At 68.8% G+C, this 15,358-nt stretch carries 15 protein-coding genes; 11 read left to right on the forward strand and 4 right to left on the reverse strand.

Going from position 1 to position 15,358, the window contains the following annotated elements; all coding sequences use genetic code 11:
• The first annotated feature begins 31 nt into the window (after positions 1 to 31).
• Genes KTN05_RS09240 through KTN05_RS09255 form a run of 4 tightly spaced genes read left to right on the forward strand, consistent with a single transcriptional unit; the run spans position 32 to position 4,344 of the window.
• Positions 32 to 238 carry a hypothetical protein gene (locus KTN05_RS09240; protein WP_217329098.1) on the forward strand — a complete coding sequence of 69 codons (207 nt, stop codon included), beginning with the start codon at positions 32 to 34 and terminating at the stop codon, positions 236 to 238.
• The gene (locus KTN05_RS09245; RefSeq protein ID WP_371823317.1) at positions 228 to 485 is read left to right on the forward strand and encodes a DUF2834 domain-containing protein; all 258 of its coding nucleotides are present in this window, start codon (positions 228 to 230) and stop codon (positions 483 to 485) included. Before KTN05_RS09240 ends, KTN05_RS09245 begins: the two co-directional genes overlap by 11 nt.
• Positions 485 to 1,750 (forward strand): diaminopimelate decarboxylase, encoded by a 1,266-nt coding sequence (gene lysA / locus KTN05_RS09250; RefSeq protein ID WP_217329099.1) that lies wholly within the window; start codon positions 485 to 487, stop codon positions 1,748 to 1,750. Before KTN05_RS09245 ends, lysA begins: the two co-directional genes overlap by 1 nt.
• Positions 1,741 to 4,344 (forward strand): DUF4175 domain-containing protein, encoded by a 2,604-nt coding sequence (locus tag KTN05_RS09255; RefSeq protein WP_217329100.1) that lies wholly within the window; start codon positions 1,741 to 1,743, stop codon positions 4,342 to 4,344. Before lysA ends, KTN05_RS09255 begins: the two co-directional genes overlap by 10 nt.
• Positions 4,345 to 4,606: 262 nt before the next feature.
• Here KTN05_RS09255 and KTN05_RS09260 read toward each other — a convergent pair whose 3' ends face one another.
• Positions 4,607 to 5,617, reverse strand: a complete 1,011-nt coding sequence (locus KTN05_RS09260) for a zinc-ribbon domain-containing protein (RefSeq protein WP_217329101.1) — start codon at positions 5,615 to 5,617, stop codon at positions 4,607 to 4,609.
• A 180-nt stretch (positions 5,618 to 5,797) separates the two neighbouring features.
• Between KTN05_RS09260 and KTN05_RS09265 the strand changes: the two genes are divergently transcribed.
• From KTN05_RS09265 to KTN05_RS09275, 3 genes are all read left to right on the forward strand, one after another.
• Positions 5,798 to 6,472 (forward strand): cell division ATP-binding protein FtsE, encoded by a 675-nt coding sequence (locus tag KTN05_RS09265; protein ID WP_217329102.1) that lies wholly within the window; start codon positions 5,798 to 5,800, stop codon positions 6,470 to 6,472.
• 80 nt (positions 6,473 to 6,552) lie between these two features.
• Positions 6,553 to 7,431, forward strand: coding sequence for an ABC transporter permease (locus tag KTN05_RS09270; protein ID WP_217329124.1), 879 nt, complete (start codon positions 6,553 to 6,555; stop codon positions 7,429 to 7,431).
• Positions 7,428 to 8,198, forward strand: coding sequence for a 1-acyl-sn-glycerol-3-phosphate acyltransferase (locus KTN05_RS09275; RefSeq protein WP_217329103.1), 771 nt, complete (start codon positions 7,428 to 7,430; stop codon positions 8,196 to 8,198). The genes KTN05_RS09270 and KTN05_RS09275 overlap by 4 nt, the downstream gene beginning before the upstream one ends.
• Positions 8,199 to 8,201: 3 nt before the next feature.
• Here the strand turns inward: KTN05_RS09275 and KTN05_RS09280 are convergent, their stop codons facing one another.
• Entirely contained in the window at positions 8,202 to 8,687 is a 486-nt protein-coding gene (locus KTN05_RS09280; RefSeq protein WP_254368094.1) for a hypothetical protein, read from the reverse strand.
• A 93-nt stretch (positions 8,688 to 8,780) separates the two neighbouring features.
• On the opposite strand from KTN05_RS09280, the gene rimO reads away from it, so the two are divergent.
• The 4 genes from rimO to ettA all read left to right on the forward strand — a co-directional run bounded on the left by rimO (position 8,781) and on the right by ettA (position 14,013).
• Complete coding sequence (rimO, locus tag KTN05_RS09285; RefSeq protein ID WP_217329104.1) at positions 8,781 to 10,148, forward strand: 30S ribosomal protein S12 methylthiotransferase RimO; 1,368 nt, start codon at positions 8,781 to 8,783, stop codon at positions 10,146 to 10,148.
• The gene (locus KTN05_RS09290) at positions 10,145 to 11,008 is read left to right on the forward strand and encodes a sulfotransferase (RefSeq protein WP_217329105.1); all 864 of its coding nucleotides are present in this window, start codon (positions 10,145 to 10,147) and stop codon (positions 11,006 to 11,008) included. The genes rimO and KTN05_RS09290 overlap by 4 nt, the downstream gene beginning before the upstream one ends.
• A 71-nt stretch (positions 11,009 to 11,079) precedes the next feature.
• Complete coding sequence (locus tag KTN05_RS09295) at positions 11,080 to 12,264, forward strand: homoserine O-acetyltransferase (RefSeq protein ID WP_217329106.1); 1,185 nt, start codon at positions 11,080 to 11,082, stop codon at positions 12,262 to 12,264.
• Positions 12,265 to 12,357: 93 nt separating this feature from the next.
• Positions 12,358 to 14,013, forward strand: coding sequence for an energy-dependent translational throttle protein EttA (gene ettA, locus KTN05_RS09300; RefSeq protein WP_217329107.1), 1,656 nt, complete (start codon positions 12,358 to 12,360; stop codon positions 14,011 to 14,013).
• 55 nt (positions 14,014 to 14,068) lie between these two features.
• On the opposite strand, the gene KTN05_RS09305 is transcribed toward ettA, so the two are convergent.
• Entirely contained in the window at positions 14,069 to 14,938 is an 870-nt protein-coding gene (locus tag KTN05_RS09305) for a TerB family tellurite resistance protein (RefSeq protein ID WP_217329108.1), read from the reverse strand.
• Positions 14,935 to 15,216, reverse strand: a complete 282-nt coding sequence (locus KTN05_RS09310) for a hypothetical protein (RefSeq protein ID WP_217329109.1) — start codon at positions 15,214 to 15,216, stop codon at positions 14,935 to 14,937. Before KTN05_RS09310 ends, KTN05_RS09305 begins: the two co-directional genes overlap by 4 nt.
• Positions 15,217 to 15,358: the final 142 nt, after the last annotated feature.

Here is a 15,358-nt window from a genome sequence, read left to right on the forward strand (position 1 = left end):
CAGAATGCGCGCCGGTCTTGAGGAGAGCAGCATGAACGTGATCGCCGGAATGGGCAAAGGGATCGGACTTCTCGCGGTGCTGGGGGGGCTTGCGGCCTGCGGCAGCCCCAGCGGCAGCCAGATGGAGGAGATCCCGGTCGTCTCGACGAAACCCTACATCTACAACCCGAATCAGAGGCATGCGCCGGTGTCGCTGTCGGGTTCGGACCTGGTCGGACTGGAGCCGCGTGCGCGCTGACCTGACCCCGCTTCGCCTCGCATGGCTGACGCTCGCGCTGATCGGCGCGGGCGTTTCCATTGGCGGCGGCGTCGCCCCGCCGCGCGGGGCCGACTGGGCGGCGGTCGCGGCGTTGGCCATATGGTGCCTGGCCGAGACGATGGTGCGCCGCAACTGGGCCGCGCTGCTGACCTTGCCGGCGCTGCTGCTTGGATTGGGCTGCGCGCTGCCCTTATATCTTTTCCTCCGTTCGGCCAGGATCGTCTGATGGACCACTTCAACTACTCCGGCGGTCGGCTTCATGCCGAGGATGTCCCCCTTTCCCGCATCGCCGACGAGGTGGGAACGCCCGTCTATGTCTATTCGACGGCCACGCTGACGCGGCATTTCCTGCTGTTTCAGCAGGCGCTGGACTGGACGGACCATCTGATCTGCTTCGCGGTCAAGGCGAACTCGAACCTCGCGGTGCTGAAGCTGCTGGGCGATCTGGGCGCGGGCATGGATGTGGTGTCGGGGGGCGAATACGCCCGCGCCCGCGCCGCCGGGGTGCCGGGCGGGCGCATCGTCTTCTCCGGCGTCGGGAAGACGCGCGAGGAAATGCGCCTCGCCGTCGAGGGCGGCATCCGCCAGTTCAACGTGGAAAGCGAGCCGGAGCTGACGCTGCTTTCCGAAGTCGCCGCCAGCATGGGCGCGACGGTGCCGATCGCCGTGCGCGTCAATCCCGACGTGGACGCGAAGACCCACGCCAAGATCGCCACCGGCAAGTCGGAAAACAAGTTCGGCATCCCGATTTCCCGCGCCCGCGAGGTCTATGCCCTTGCCGCCAAGCTGCCGGGGCTGCAGGTCATCGGCATCGACATGCATATCGGCAGCCAACTCACCGATCTGGAGCCCTACCGGCAGGCTTACACCAAGATGGCCCAGCTCTGCCGCGTCCTGCGCGCCGATGGCCACCCGATCATGCGGCTGGACATGGGCGGCGGTCTCGGCATCCCTTATCGCCGCGACAACGCCGCCCCGCCCCTGCCGATCGAATACGGGCAGGTGATCCGCGAGACGGTCGGCGATCTCGGCTGCGAGATCGAGATCGAGCCGGGCCGCAACATCGTCGGCAATGCCGGGGTGCTGCTGTCGCGGGTCATCTATCTGAAACACGGCGAGGGGCGCGATTTCCTGATCCTCGACGCGGCGATGAACGATCTCATTCGCCCGGCGATGTATGACGCCCATCACGACATCGTGCCGGTGATCGAGCCGCGGACCGGCGCGGAGGTGGCGCCTGTGGACGTGGTCGGCCCGGTCTGCGAGACCGGCGACACCTTCGCGCGCGGGGCCGAGCTTCCGGCGCTGGGCGCGGGCGATCTGGTCGCCTTCCGCTCGGCTGGGGCTTACGGGGCGGTGATGGCGTCGGAATACAACTCGCGCCCGCTGGTGCCCGAGGTGCTGGTCGCGGGCGACCGCTTCGCCGTCATCCGCCCCCGCCCCAGCATCGAGGAGATGCTGGCCCGCGACGTGATCCCGCCATGGCTCTAGACCGCCACACGCCCGGCCCCGAGCCACGCGCCGCCCGCCGGGCGGTATGGCTCACCCTGGCCGGGCTGTGGTGGGAAGCGGTGCTGCGCGTCTTCTGGCCCGCGCTGAGCCTGCTGGCGCTGGGCCTCGCGGCGCTGGCGCTGGGGCTGGTCGCGGCGCTGCCCGGAAGCTGGGCCCTGGCCGCTGCGGTGCCGTGGGGCGCGGCGCTGGTGGTTGCCGCCGCCTGGGGGCTGATGCGCTTTCGCCGCCCCAGCCGCGCGGCCGCGCTGGCCCGCGTCGATGAAACCCTTCCCGGCGCACCGCTTTCGGCGCTGCACGACAGGATGGCGCTGGGCGAGCGCGATCCCGGTGCGCAGGCGCTCTGGCGGGCGCATCTCGCGCGGATGCAGCGCGCCGCCCAGAATGCCCGGCCGGTCCTGCCCGATGCCGGGCTGCGCCGGCGCGATCCCTTCGGCCTGCGGCTGATGGCGCTGACCGGGGTGGCGATGGCGGTGCTGTTCGGCGGCGCGGCGCAGATGGGCGGCGGGTTGGCCGCGCTCGCATCCGGCTCGCGTCCGCTGCCCGGCGCCGCAACGCCTGCGCCGACCGGCCCCAGTTGGGAAGGCTGGGCCGCGCCGCCCGCCTATACCCGCCGCCCGACGATCTATCTCAACGCCGTCCCCGAGGGTGAGGGGGTCGAACTGCCGGAGGGCACGGTGCTGAGCTTCCGCCTCTATGGCAGCGGGGCGTCCGTGACGCAGGATATCGGCCCCGCCGAGGACGCCCCGGCCGATGCGCCTCGCTTCGCTGCGGAGCGCGACGGGACGGTGACCGTCGCCGGCCGCGAACTGCCGGTGCGGGTGCAGCCGGACGACGCGCCGCAGGTCGCCACCGGCCGGGTGCCGGAGCGCCGCGCCGACGGCCAGCTGGTGCAGGATTTCTCGGCCATCGACGACAATGGGGTCGAGCGCGGGCAGGCCATCATCTCGCTCGACCTTGGCACCGTGGACCGCCGCTTCGGGCTGGAAACCGCGCCCGAGCCGCGCGAGCCGGTGGCGCTGGACCTCGCCCTGCCGGGCGCGGGGCAGCGGCGCGATGTGCGCGGGCGGCTTTCGGCCGACCTTGCCCGGCATCCATGGGCCAACCTGCCGGTGACGGTGGTCTTTCACGTCAGCGACGGGATCGGCCAGACTGGCGAAACCGCGCCGCAACGGATGGACCTGCCGGGCCGCCGCTTCTTCGACCCCGCGGCGGCGGCGCTGATCGAGTTGCGGCGCGACCTGCTCTGGTCGCGCGAGAATGCGCCCCGCACGGCGCAGCTTCTGCGGGCGATCAGCTGGCAGCCCGAGGGGGCGGCGCCCGACCTCTCGCACGAGGCGCTGACCGGCATCCGCGCCGCGATCGGGACGCTGGAATCCGGGCCGCTGAGCGCCGAGGCGCGCGACGATCTGGCCGACGCGCTGTGGCAGCTTGCCGTGCAGATCGAGGATGGCGGGCTTGACGACGCGCTGGCGCGGATGAAGCAGGCGCAGGAGCGGCTGTCCGAGGCGATCCGCAATGGCGCCAGCCCGGACGAGATCCAGAAGCTGATGGACGAGCTGAAGGCCGCAACGGACGCCTATACCGACATGCTCGCCGAGCGCGGCGAGGACCCCGCCGACCGCTTCGACCGCTCGCCGCGCGACGGGCGGACGATCACCGGCGACCAGATCCAGGAAATGATGGATGAAATACAGCGCCTGATGAACGAGGGCCGGATGGCCGAGGCGCAGGAACTGCTGGAGCAGTTCAACCGCATGATGGAGAACCTGCAGGTCTCGCGTTCGCAGGGCGGCGAGGGCGACGGGCAGTCGCGGCCCATGCAGCGCCTGAACGACACCCTGCAGCAGCAGCAGGACCTTGCCGACGACGCGATGCGGCAGGCGCAGGATAACCCGTTCGGAATGCCATCGCCGCCGCAGGGTCAGCCGGGCGGCGATCCGCAGCAGGGACAGGGCGGGCCGCAGGGTCAGGGCGCGCCCGGTCAGGATGGTCAGCCGCAGCCCGGCGGCGAGGGGAACGAGGGCGGCTCGTTGGCCGACCGCCAACGGGCGCTGCGCGAGGAGCTCGGGCGGCAGCGCGGCCTTCTGCCCGGCCGCGGCACGCCCGAGGGCGAAGCGGCGGGCGAGCGGCTCGACGAAGCCGGCCGGGCGATGGAACGTGCCGAGGAGGCGCTGCGGGGCGGCGATCCCGCCGGCTCGCTCAACAGCCAGGCCGACGCGATCGAGGCCCTGCGCGAGGGGATGCGGGCGCTGTCGGACCTGGGGCGCAGCCAGTCCGGCGAGCAGGGGGCGCAGCAGCAGGGGGCAGACGGGCAGACGCCGGCGGCCGAGGGCAGCGCGCGGCAGGGGGGCGGCGACGGCACGTCGCGCCCCGGCCTGCCGCCGACCGATCCGCTGGGCCGCGACATGGGCGGGCAGGGCGGCACCATCACCACCGGCGATCCGCTCGCCGAAGGGGGCGACCCGAACCAGCGCGCCCGCGATCTGCAGGACGAAATCCGGCGCAGGACCGGCGAGGCGGACCGCCCGCGCGAGGAGCGCGATTATCTGGGACGGCTGCTGGATCGGTTCTGACTCGGCGCCGTGCTGGCGGCAACGGGACGTATCGCGGGTCTGTGTGGGGCAGTGCCGGAATCGGGCAGCAATGCCGTTCGCGTGGCGACCCATCGCTCGCTCATCCGCTTGACTCGAGCGAGGCCCGCCACGCCTTGGTGCCGCGGCGTGCCTTGCGCCACACGCCCGCCCCCATCAGCGCAGGATCGGCCGCACCATCACGGTGGTATCGGTCGATGCCCGCGCGACGCGGCTCAGCTCCGCCGATCTCCGTCGGCGCGGCTCACTCGCGCATCCCCGACACCAGCGCGTCGGCCCGGCCCGCCAGCCAGGCGCGGCCCCGGTCGGCTTCGGCGCGATAGTCCATGAGCCGCGCGCCGAGTTCGCCTTGGTCCGCGACACGGGGCGCGAGCGCGTAAAGGGCCAGCAGGATCAGCGCCGCCATGACCGCGAGGCCGAAGCCCGCGGCATAGCCGCTGTGCCGTCCCTTGGGCGTGTGCTGCGGCTGAGCAGAGACCGGTCCGGTCTGCGGGGACGCGGCGGACGGGCCGGCATTCGGCACCGGCGCATGGGCCGAGACCACGCGGGCGATCATCGGCGGGCGTTGTGTCGGGAACGGATCCGCCGGAGCGGTGATGGTGTCGGCGGGCGGCCCGACCTCGTCCACCTGAGGCGGCGCGCTGGCGGGGGGCGGATTCGGGAGCCCGGCCGGACCCGGCGAAAGCGGACGCGCAGGCTCGCGCGCGGTTTCCTCGGACTGCCCATCCTCGGCGGGCTCCGCCTCCAGCTCGGCTTCGAGCCGCCTGGCGAGGATGTTGGCCGAGGCGGGCGGCGCGGCGTGGGTCAGGGTCGTGGCGGGCCAGAGCTGCTCCTCGGGCGTCCCTCCAGGCGGGACGATGTCGGTTGCGGCATCGGTCGCCGGGTCGGTGCCCGGCGCGGGCAGCGGCGGGGGCGAGTAATCGGGATCGTCCTGCTCCGCGTCCGGTGCGACGTCGCGCCGCCGCGCCTCGATCTCGCGCGCGGCTTCCTCGCGCAGGACCGACAGCACCGATTCGTCGAGCCGGCGGTGAAGCTGCGGCCGCTCGGATGCGACGAAGGGTTCGGGGGCGCTCGCAGGGGGCTCGCCCCCGCGCGCCGCGGCTTGCGCGGGCCGCGCTGCACCTCCGCCCTGCGCCGCGGGCGCGTGGTGCCAGACATGCCCGCAGGCCGAGCATTCCACCGCCCGCCCGGCGGCCGGGATGGCCGAGCCGTCGATCTCGTATTGCGCGCCGCAGCGCGGGCAGGTCAGCCGCATGACGTTCCGTTCCTTCCCCTCGTGTCCCGCGCGGACGCAGGCAATTCCGACCCGCCTGTTTCTGGCATTCGCCGCGGGGACGTTCTATCAACGCCCCGTCCGGTCGCCAAGCGTGGCGCCCGCAAGGCTCCGCGCGAAGCGGGGCGCGAACACCGCCCGCCGGGCCGGAAGGAGGACCCGTTGATCGACATGCAGGACGTCACCTTCGGCTATGGGGGCGGGACCGAACTGTTCCGCGGCCTGTCGCTGAGCCTGCCGCCGGGGTCGTTCCATTTCCTGACCGGGCCGTCCGGCTCGGGCAAGACGACGGTGCTGCGCCTCTGCTATGCCGATCTGCTGCCGAGTTCGGGGACCGTGACCGCCTTCGGGCAGAACGTCGCGGGGCTGGACCGCGACGGCATTGCCGCGTTGCGGCGGCGGGTGGGGGTCGTGCATCAGGATACGCAATTCCTCAACCATCTGCCCGTGGCCGAGAATGTCGCCCTGCCGCTGACCGTTTCGGCCCAGCCGATCGACATGCAGGCGATCCGCGACCTGCTGTCCTGGGTGCAGCTGACGCCGCAGTCGCGCGCCCTGCCGCCGTCACTGTCGGGCGGAGAGCGGCAGCGTGCGGCGCTGGCGCGGGCGGTGATCCTGTCGCCGGACGTGATCCTTGCGGACGAGCCGACGGGCAATCTGGACTGGGACATGTCGATGCGGCTTCTGCAACTGCTGGTGGAGCTGAACCATTCGGGCAAGACGGTGCTGCTGGCGACCCACGACCTCAATCTGGTCCGCGCGGCGAAAAGCCACGTGCAGGCGCGGGTGCTGCGGATCGCGGGCGGACGGCTCCAGCAGGCGGGGGCCGACCTGTGAAGCTGGGGCGGCGGGTTCAGGGTTTCCGGGTGCCGGCGGGCGGGATCAAGGGCGTCAGCACGGCGACGCTGTGGCGCGGCATGACCCGGCGCGAGGGCGGGATCGCCGACCGGGTGGTGCCGCCGACTGGCCATACCGCGCGGCTGACGGTCTTCAGCGCCGGGGTGATGGCGTTTCTGGCGGTCTTCGCGCTGGCGCTGGCGCTGGCGACGGGGCGGCTGGCCGACCGCTGGGCCGAGGGGCTGGCGCAGACCGCGACGATCCGCGTGACCGCCCCGGCCGAGGCGCTCGACGCCCGCACGAACGCCGTGCTGGAGGTGCTGCGGACGACGCCGGGCGTCGAAACCGCCCGCGCCCTGCCGGCCGAGGAGGTCGAGGCGCTGCTCGCTCCGTGGTTCGGCCCCGACATGCCCGTTGACGCGCTGCCGGTGCCGCGGCTGGTCGAGGTCGAGATGGCCCGGTCCGGCTTCGACCACGAGGCCGTGCAGCTGCGGCTGGAGGCCGAGGCGCCGGGCGCGGTGCTGGACGACCATACCGCCTGGCGCAAGCCGCTGGTGTCGGCGGCGAGCCGGCTGCGGGTGCTGGGGTGGCTGTCGCTGGTGCTGATCGGCGCGGTCTCCACGGCGATGATCACGCTGGCGGCGACCGCCGCGCTGGCGGCGAACGGGCAGGTGATCCACGTCCTGCGGCTGATCGGGGCGCGCGACATCACCATCGCCACCGCCTTCGTGCGCCGCTTCACCCGTCGGGCCGCGCTGGGGGCGGCGGGGGGCACGGCGCTGGGGATGCTCGCCATCGCCGCGCTGCCCGACCTGAACGCTGCGGGCGGGTTCCTGACCGGGCTGGGCTTTCAAGGCTGGGGCTGGCTGCTGCCGCTGTTGATCCCGCCGGTCGCCGGGGCGGTCGGCTTCCTCGCCACCCGCCGCGCCGCGCTGCGGATGCTGCGCGAGGTGCGATGACGCGACCGGGTTATCAGCCGGGGCCGCTGCCGGCGCTGTGGTGGCTGCGCGCGGCCAGCTATTACGTTCATGTGGGTCTCGCGACGCTGGTCATCGGTCTTTGGGGCCTGCCCAAGGCCATGCGGCAGGGGCGGACGGGTGCGCTGCGCGTGTCCGAGGTGTGGATCGGCTACATGCTCCGCGCCGCGCGCTGGCATTACGGGGTCCGGGTCGAGGTGCGCGGCACGCCGCCGGTTTCCGACTGCATCGTGGCGGCCAAGCATCAGAGCTTCCTCGACATCCTCGCCATCGCGCAGGCTTGCCCGCAGCGCGCCTTCATCATGAAGAAGGAGATCATGCGCGTGCCGATCATGGGCTGGTTCGCGCGCGAGGTCGGCTCGGTTCCAATCGACCGCGCCCGCGGCCCGGCGGCGCGGGCGGCGATGGTGGCGGCGGTGCAGAAGGCGATGCGGCGCGGGCTCGGCCAGCTCATCATCTATCCCGAGGGCACCCGCACGAAACCCGGCGAGCGGCGGCCGTGGAAGGCGGGGGTGGTCACGCTGTATGCGGCTTCCGGCCTGCCCTGTCAGCCGGTCGCAACCAATGCCGGCATGTTCTGGCCCAGGGACGGGCTGCGCGTCCGCCCCGGTGTCGCGGTCATCGAGTTCCTCGACCCCATTCCCCCCGGCCAGCCGCCCGCCGAGCTGCTGCCCAACGTCGAGCCGCTGGTGGAAGATGCGTCGGACCGGCTGATGGGCGATGCGGGGCTGTCGCTGCCGCCGCGCTGACGCTTATTTGCAGATGCGGACCTCGGGGTCGAGCCGCTTGTATTCGGCGGCCGAGATCTTGCTCATCTCCAGCGAATGGCGCCATTCGTTCTGCCATTTCCGCAGGATGCCGCCCCGGTAATACTGCGCCATCAACTGGTCCACGATCGGCGGCACGATCGTCGTGCCGGGGATGCGCGGGGCGTGAAACCCCACCGTCGCGCCCGGCCCCAGGCAGGCGTTCGGCAGCGTGATGTAGATCGTGCAGGCCGAGCGGCAGTAGCCCCGCACCTCGACCGGCCGCCCCGACCGCGCCAGATCCTCGCGGCGCGAGATCGCCTGCAGCACGTTGCCGCCCTTGTTGTTCATCAGGACGATGGGCTCGCCCCGGCCTTGCGCCTGCGCCGGTCCCGCGGTGGGTCCGGCGGCGACACAGCCGGCAAGCGTCAGGGCGGCAGCCGCGAGGATGCGCGGCACAAAGCGGTGGCGGGGAAGGGCAATCCGAGACATGGCGCGACATTGACGCGCCGTCCGCCCGATGCAACGCACGATCTGGCGAGCAGGCGCTTTGCGCGGGCGCTCGCGCACGCTATATGCGCGCCCATGACCCAGAACCCCCCGATCCTGCGCCCGGACCTCGCCCGCGCCGCCATTCCCGTCGATCGCCCGCGCGAGGGCCAGCCGACCATCGGCATGGTCAGCCTCGGCTGCCCCAAGGCGCTGGTGGACAGCGAGCGAATCCTGACCCGCCTGCGGGCCGAGGGTTACGCGATCAGCCCCGACTATCAGGGCGCGGATGCCGTGATCGTGAACACCTGCGGCTTCCTCGACAGCGCCAAGGCGGAAAGCCTGGACGCGATCGGCGAGGCGCTGGTCGAGAATGGCCGGGTGATCGTGACCGGCTGTCTCGGTGCCGAGCCCGACTACATCACCGGCGCCCATCCCCGCGTGCTGGCCGTGACCGGCCCGCATCAATACGAGCAGGTGCTGGACGCCGTCCATTCGGCGGTGCCGCCCTCGCCCGATCCGTTCGTGGACCTGCTGCCCGCGTCGTCCGTGCGGCTGACGCCGCGCCACTACGCCTATCTGAAGATCTCCGAAGGCTGCAATCACGCCTGCAAGTTCTGCATCATCCCCGACATGCGCGGCAAGCTGGTCAGCCGCCCCGCTCATGCGGTCATGCGCGAGGCCGAAAAGCTGGTTGAGGCAGGGGTGCGCGAGCTGCTGGTAATCTCGCAGGATACCTCGGCTTACGGGGTGGACCGCAAGTTCGCCACGGAAGGCGGCCACCGCGCGCATATCACCGACCTCGCCCGTGATCTCGGGTCCTTGGGGGCGTGGGTGCGGCTGCATTACGTCTATCCCTATCCGCATGTGCGCGACCTGATCCCGCTGATGGCGGATGGGCTGGTGCTGCCGTATCTCGACATTCCCTTCCAGCATGCCCACCCGGACGTGCTGAAGCGCATGGCCCGTCCCGCGGCGTCGGCCCGGACGTTGGACGAGATCGCGGCCTGGCGCGCGGCCTGCGCGGACATCACCCTGCGCTCGACCTTCATCGTCGGCTATCCCGGCGAGACCGAGGCGGAGTTCCAGTATCTGCTCGACTGGTTGGACGAGGCGCAGCTGGATCGCGTCGGCTGCTTCCAGTATGAAAACGTGCGTGGCGCCCGCGCCAACGATCTGCCGGATCATGTGCCGGACGCGGTGAAGCAGGACCGCTGGAACCGCTTCATGGAAAAGGCGCAGGCGATCTCCGCCGCGAAGCTGGCCGCGAAGGTCGGGACGCGCCAGCAAGTGATCGTCGACAGCGTGGACAAGGACGGCGCGACCTGCCGCACCAGGGCCGACGCGCCGGAGATCGACGGCAACCTGTTCATCGACGAGGGCTTCGAGGCGCTGTCGCCCGGCGATATCGTCGAGGTGACGGTGGACGAGGCGTCCGAATACGACCTCTGGGGAACGGTGTGACGGCGGGCTGGAACCCCGATGGCAAGCCCCGCAAGCCCGACCTGATCGGCATCGGGGCGCAGAAGGCGGGGACGACCTGGCTCAGCCAGATGCTCGCCCAGCACCCGCAGGTCTGGTCGCCGCCCTTCAAGGAGGTGCAGTTCTTCAACCACCGCTTCGTGCCGGAACACCGCAAATGGCTGCCGTGGCATTTCCGGCGCGGCAAGCAGAACATCGCCAAACGCTACGAGGCGAAGGGCGAACAGATGCCGGCGGCGCTCGCTGATTATCTCGACCGGATCACGAAGGGCGAGATGTTCACCAATCACTGGTACAAGCAGGTCTTCGCCCCCACACCGGACGGTGCGAAGCCGCTGGACGTGACGCCGGAATACTCGACCCTGCCCGACGAGGGGGTGGATTTCGTCGCGAAATTCCTGCCGAAAGCTAGGTTCGTCTATCTGATCCGCCATCCGGTGGACCGCGCCGTCAGCCAACTGAAGATGAACCTGACCCGCGCGGGCCGCAAACCGGCGACGCTGGACGAGTGGATGACCGAGATCGAGAACCCGGTGCTGCTCGACCGCGGCGATTATGCGACCTTTGTGCCGCGCTGGAACGCCCGCTTCGGCCCCGACCGGCTGCTCTGCATCCCCTTCGGCCGCATCGCCACCGATCCGCTGGGCGTGATGCGGCAGATCGAAGGCTTCTTCGACCTTGCGGCGCACGACTACCGCAACCTCGGCCACAAGGTCTTCGCCTCGACCTCGGCGCTGTCGGTGCCCGACGAGGCCCGCGCGGCGCTGCGGGCGAAGATGGAACATCAGTTCGCCTTCATCGAGACGCAGTTCGGCCGCGATTTCGCCGCGCAGATCCGCTGAGGACGCTCGCCGCGCTGGACAGGTGAAGGGTGCCCCGGTTTACTCCCGCGCAGGGAGAGAGGGAGCGATCCATGCATAAACTGATACTTGCGGGCGCCTTGGCCGGGCTGGCGGGGCCTGCATTCGCGCTGGACGAGATCGTCGAGAAGCAGCAATTCACGCTGACGGATTTCGTCACCGAGGGCGGGCAGACGATCCCGGAAATGACGTTGGGATACGAGACCTACGGCACGCTGAACGAGGCCAGAGACAACGCCATCCTCATCACGCATTTCTTTTCCGGCAATTCCCATGCAGCCGGGAAATACGCCGAGGATGATGCCGCGCCGGGCTATTGGGACGCGATCATCGGCCCCGGCAAGCCGATCGACACCGACGGATACTTCGTCGTGTCCGCCGATACGCCGGTGAATCTCGGCGCGAATAGCGAGACGGTCATCACCACCGGCCCGGCCAGCATCAACCCAGCGACGGGCGAGCCGTGGGGAATGGATTTCCCGATCGTCACCATCGGCGATTTCGTGGAAACGCAGAAGGGGCTGATGGACCAACTCGGCATCCAGAAATGGCACGTTGTCATGGGCCCGTCGATGGGCGGGCTTCAGGCCTATGACTGGGCGGCCCGCTATCCCGACCGGCTGGAGCGGGTGATCCCCGTGATCGCCTCGGGCTGGGCCGATGCGGACCTGATCGCCTGGCTGGATATCTGGGGCGCGCCGGTGCGGCTGGACCCGAACTGGAACGGCGGCGACTATTACGGCGGCACCGCGCCCGACGACGGCCTCGCGCAGGCGCTGAAGATCGTGACGCTGCACGCCAATTCGGCGGAATGGACCAACGGCACCTTCGGCCGCGAGTGGGCCGAGGAAGGGGCAGACCCCGCCGCCAGCTTCGACAACGAGTTCGCCGTGGTGAAGACGCTGAACGATGGCGGCGCGGCGCGGGCCGCGACCTCGGACGCAAACCACCTTCTGTATCTCATCAAGGCTAACCAGCTTTTCGTCGCCGGAGGCGGCGACAACCCGTTCGACGGCCTGCTGGCCATCGACGTGCCGACCATGATCATCCACACCGACGAGGATCTGGTGTTCCCCGGCAACGCGGTGCGCGAAGCCGCCAGCATCATCCGCTCGGACGGAACGCCCGTCGAGGTGGTCGAGATCGAGGGCACACGCGGCCATCTAGACGGGGTCCTGAACATCGCCCAGGCAGGCGAGCAGATCCGCGCCTTCCTCGACCGCGACCTGACCGATTAAGGCGCTGCGCGGCGCCGCGTCCCGCGTGGCGCCGCTTCAACTTGGCCCGCCGATGGCCTAGATACCCCTCCAACAAGCGAACAGGAGCGGCTCATGGCCTCGTATCAGTATGTCTATCACATGGACGGCGTGTCCAAGACCTATCCGGGCGGCAAGAAGACCTTTGAAAACATCCGCCTGAACTTCCTGCCCGGCGTCAAGATCGGCGTCGTCGGCGTCAACGGCGCCGGGAAATCGACCCTGCTGCGGATCATGGCCGGCATCGACAAGGACTTCTCCGGCGAGGCCTGGGCCGCCAAGGGCGCGACCGTCGGCTATCTGTCGCAGGAGCCGCAGCTCGACCCGGCGCTGAACGTGCGCGGCAACGTCATGGAAGGGGTCAAGGCCAAGCAGGCCAAGCTGGACCGCTATAACGAACTGGCGATGAACTACTCGGACGAAACCGCCGACGAGATGGCGAAGCTTCAGGACGAGATCGACGCCGAGAACCTATGGGATCTGGATTCGCAGGTGGATGTCGCGATGGAGGCGCTGCGCTGCCCGCCCGACGATGCCGACGTGGAAACGCTGTCAGGCGGCGAACGCCGCCGCGTCGCGCTGTGCAAGCTGCTGCTGGAAGCGCCCGACATGCTGCTGCTGGACGAGCCGACCAACCATCTCGACGCGGAAACCATCGCCTGGCTGCAGAAGCACCTGATCGAATATCCCGGCACGATCCTGGTGGTGACGCACGACCGCTATTTCCTCGACGACATCACGAGCTGGATTCTGGAACTGGATCGCGGGCGGGGGATTCCTTACGAGGGCAATTACTCCGCCTGGCTGGAACAGAAGGCCAAGCGGCTGGAACAGGAAGCGCGCGAGGACAAGGCCAAGCAGAAATCGCTGGAACGCGAACTGGAATGGATCCGCGCCGGCGCCAAGGCGCGGCAGGCCAAGCAGAAGGCCCGGATCAACGCCTACAATGAAATGGCGTCAAAATCCGAGCGCGAAAAGGTCGGCAGCGCCCAGATCATCGTCCCGAACGGCCCTCGGCTGGGTGGCAAGGTGATCGAGGTGACGGGGCTGACCAAGGCCTTTGGCGACAAGCTGCTGATCGAAGGGCTGGACTTCGCCCTGCCGCCGGGCGGCATCGTCGGTGTGATCGGCCCGAACGGCGCCGGCAAATCGACACTGTTCCGCATGCTGACCGGGCAGGAGAAACCCGACGCGGGCGAGATCACCTTCGGCGACACGGTGGAGCTGTCCTACGTGGACCAGTCCCGCGATGCGCTGAACCCCGAAAAGACCGTCTGGGAGGAAATTTCCGGCGGGGCCGAGGTGATCGATCTGGGCGACGCGCAGATGAACAGCCGCGCCTATGCCGGGGCGTTCAATTTCAAGGGCGGCGACCAGCAGAAGAAGGTGGGCCTGCTGTCAGGCGGCGAACGCAACCGCGTCCACATGGCGAAGCTGCTGAAATCGGGCGGCAACGTCCTGCTGCTGGACGAACCGACGAACGACCTTGACGTGGAAACCCTGCAGGCGCTGGAAGCCGCGCTGGAGGACTTCGCCGGCTGCGCCGTCATCATCTCGCACGACCGCTTCTTCCTGGACCGGTTGTGCACGCATATCCTCGCGTTTGAAGGCGACGCGCATGTGGAGTGGTTCGAGGGGAACTTCGAGCAGTACGAAGCGGACAAGGTGCGCCGGCTTGGGCCGGACAGCATCGAGCCGAAGCGGGTGAAGTACAAGAAGTTTGCGCGGTGAAGCTCGAAGGCGGGGCCAAGGCCCCGCCTTTTTTGATTGGCTCGACGTCCGTGCCTCAGCTACTGCTGCGGCTTCCCTTGAGCTTACCACCCAGCCAGCCAGCGGCGGAAGAGGCCGAGGAAACCGCACCTGCCGTTGTCCTTGACAGGGACGCAGCGAGAGAGTTCTGCTGTTCTAAAGAGCTGACGATCCGTTCGATTGCCATTTCCTCGCGCTCGTCGAGCTTCCCGTCAGCTGATGCGATCTCATGTAGCATCAGCTTGACCTCTGACTGGATCGCCTTGAACTTGCAGTCGGGGTTGGCCCGAACAAAGTCGGCCAAGGCAGACGTCATGTCGGTGAGCTTGGCCTTGTCGGCGTTCTGCTCAAGCACATCGAGCGCATGAACGACATACTCCGAATCGTATCCCCAGTTTTGAATGAAATAGTCTTCGATCACCCGCCTCTCGGAAATCTCGATTTTCCCATCGATTATCGCAACCTTGATCGCGAGCGAGCCGATCAAGTCGAGCAACGATGCTCCGAGCACATCAAGAGGAGTGTTCAGGAAATTGGGGACCACGTCGACGCGAGATCCCGCATAGCTTCTAAACAAACGCGAAACCCCGTAATACGCTCCCCCTGTCGCGACCGCTGCTGCGACTACCCAACCTACGGGCGTGGCTGCAGATACAATTCCCAGTGATGAAAGCAGCCCGGTCTTCACGAAAAAAGAGCCCGCAACCATTTGTGACTGAGCAATCGCAGCACCAGTGCCAGCGGCACCGCCAATATCCCATAGATCTGCTGCACTATTACCAAGTTTCAGGGATTTATATGCATCCTCTCCAATACCAAGGCGCGCCTTGAACCTGATGTCGTTGGACACCACTCGGCGGACGCTGTCGAAGCTGCTGATCTGCTCTTCATTTGTCAGGCTGCTCATGCCGCAAGCCCGTCCTTGAGAGGCGCAAAACGTGCTGCAACCCTGTCCAATGCATCCTTCATGGCGTGCATGCGGATGTCTTCAATCGCCCCTGCGGTGAACCCAATTAGCAGCAGAAGTTTTGAGAGAAAGACGTTTAATACGGCACCCAGAATCGGAACAGCCCCAAGTAGAGTGCTGAGCGCAAGCGCAACACCAACCCCGAGAAGAATGTTTGGCGTATTTTCTGTCAGCCAAACAGCCAAGGCAACGATCCGGCGACCGACGGCTACGACCATCGACCCTACCTTCACCGTAAACTTCGCGATATCGAAGAGAAGCGCCTTAAGGAACGTCTGATTAAGGCGTTCGGCTGCGCCGAGATGGCGGCTTGATCGGTCGGACGGGCGAGAAGCGATCCGCTGGCAGCCGGTTTCTCAG

The organism is Paracoccus sp. Z118, from assembly GCF_019061185.1.
In the GTDB taxonomy this organism is placed as follows: Bacteria; Pseudomonadota; Alphaproteobacteria; order Rhodobacterales; family Rhodobacteraceae; genus Paracoccus.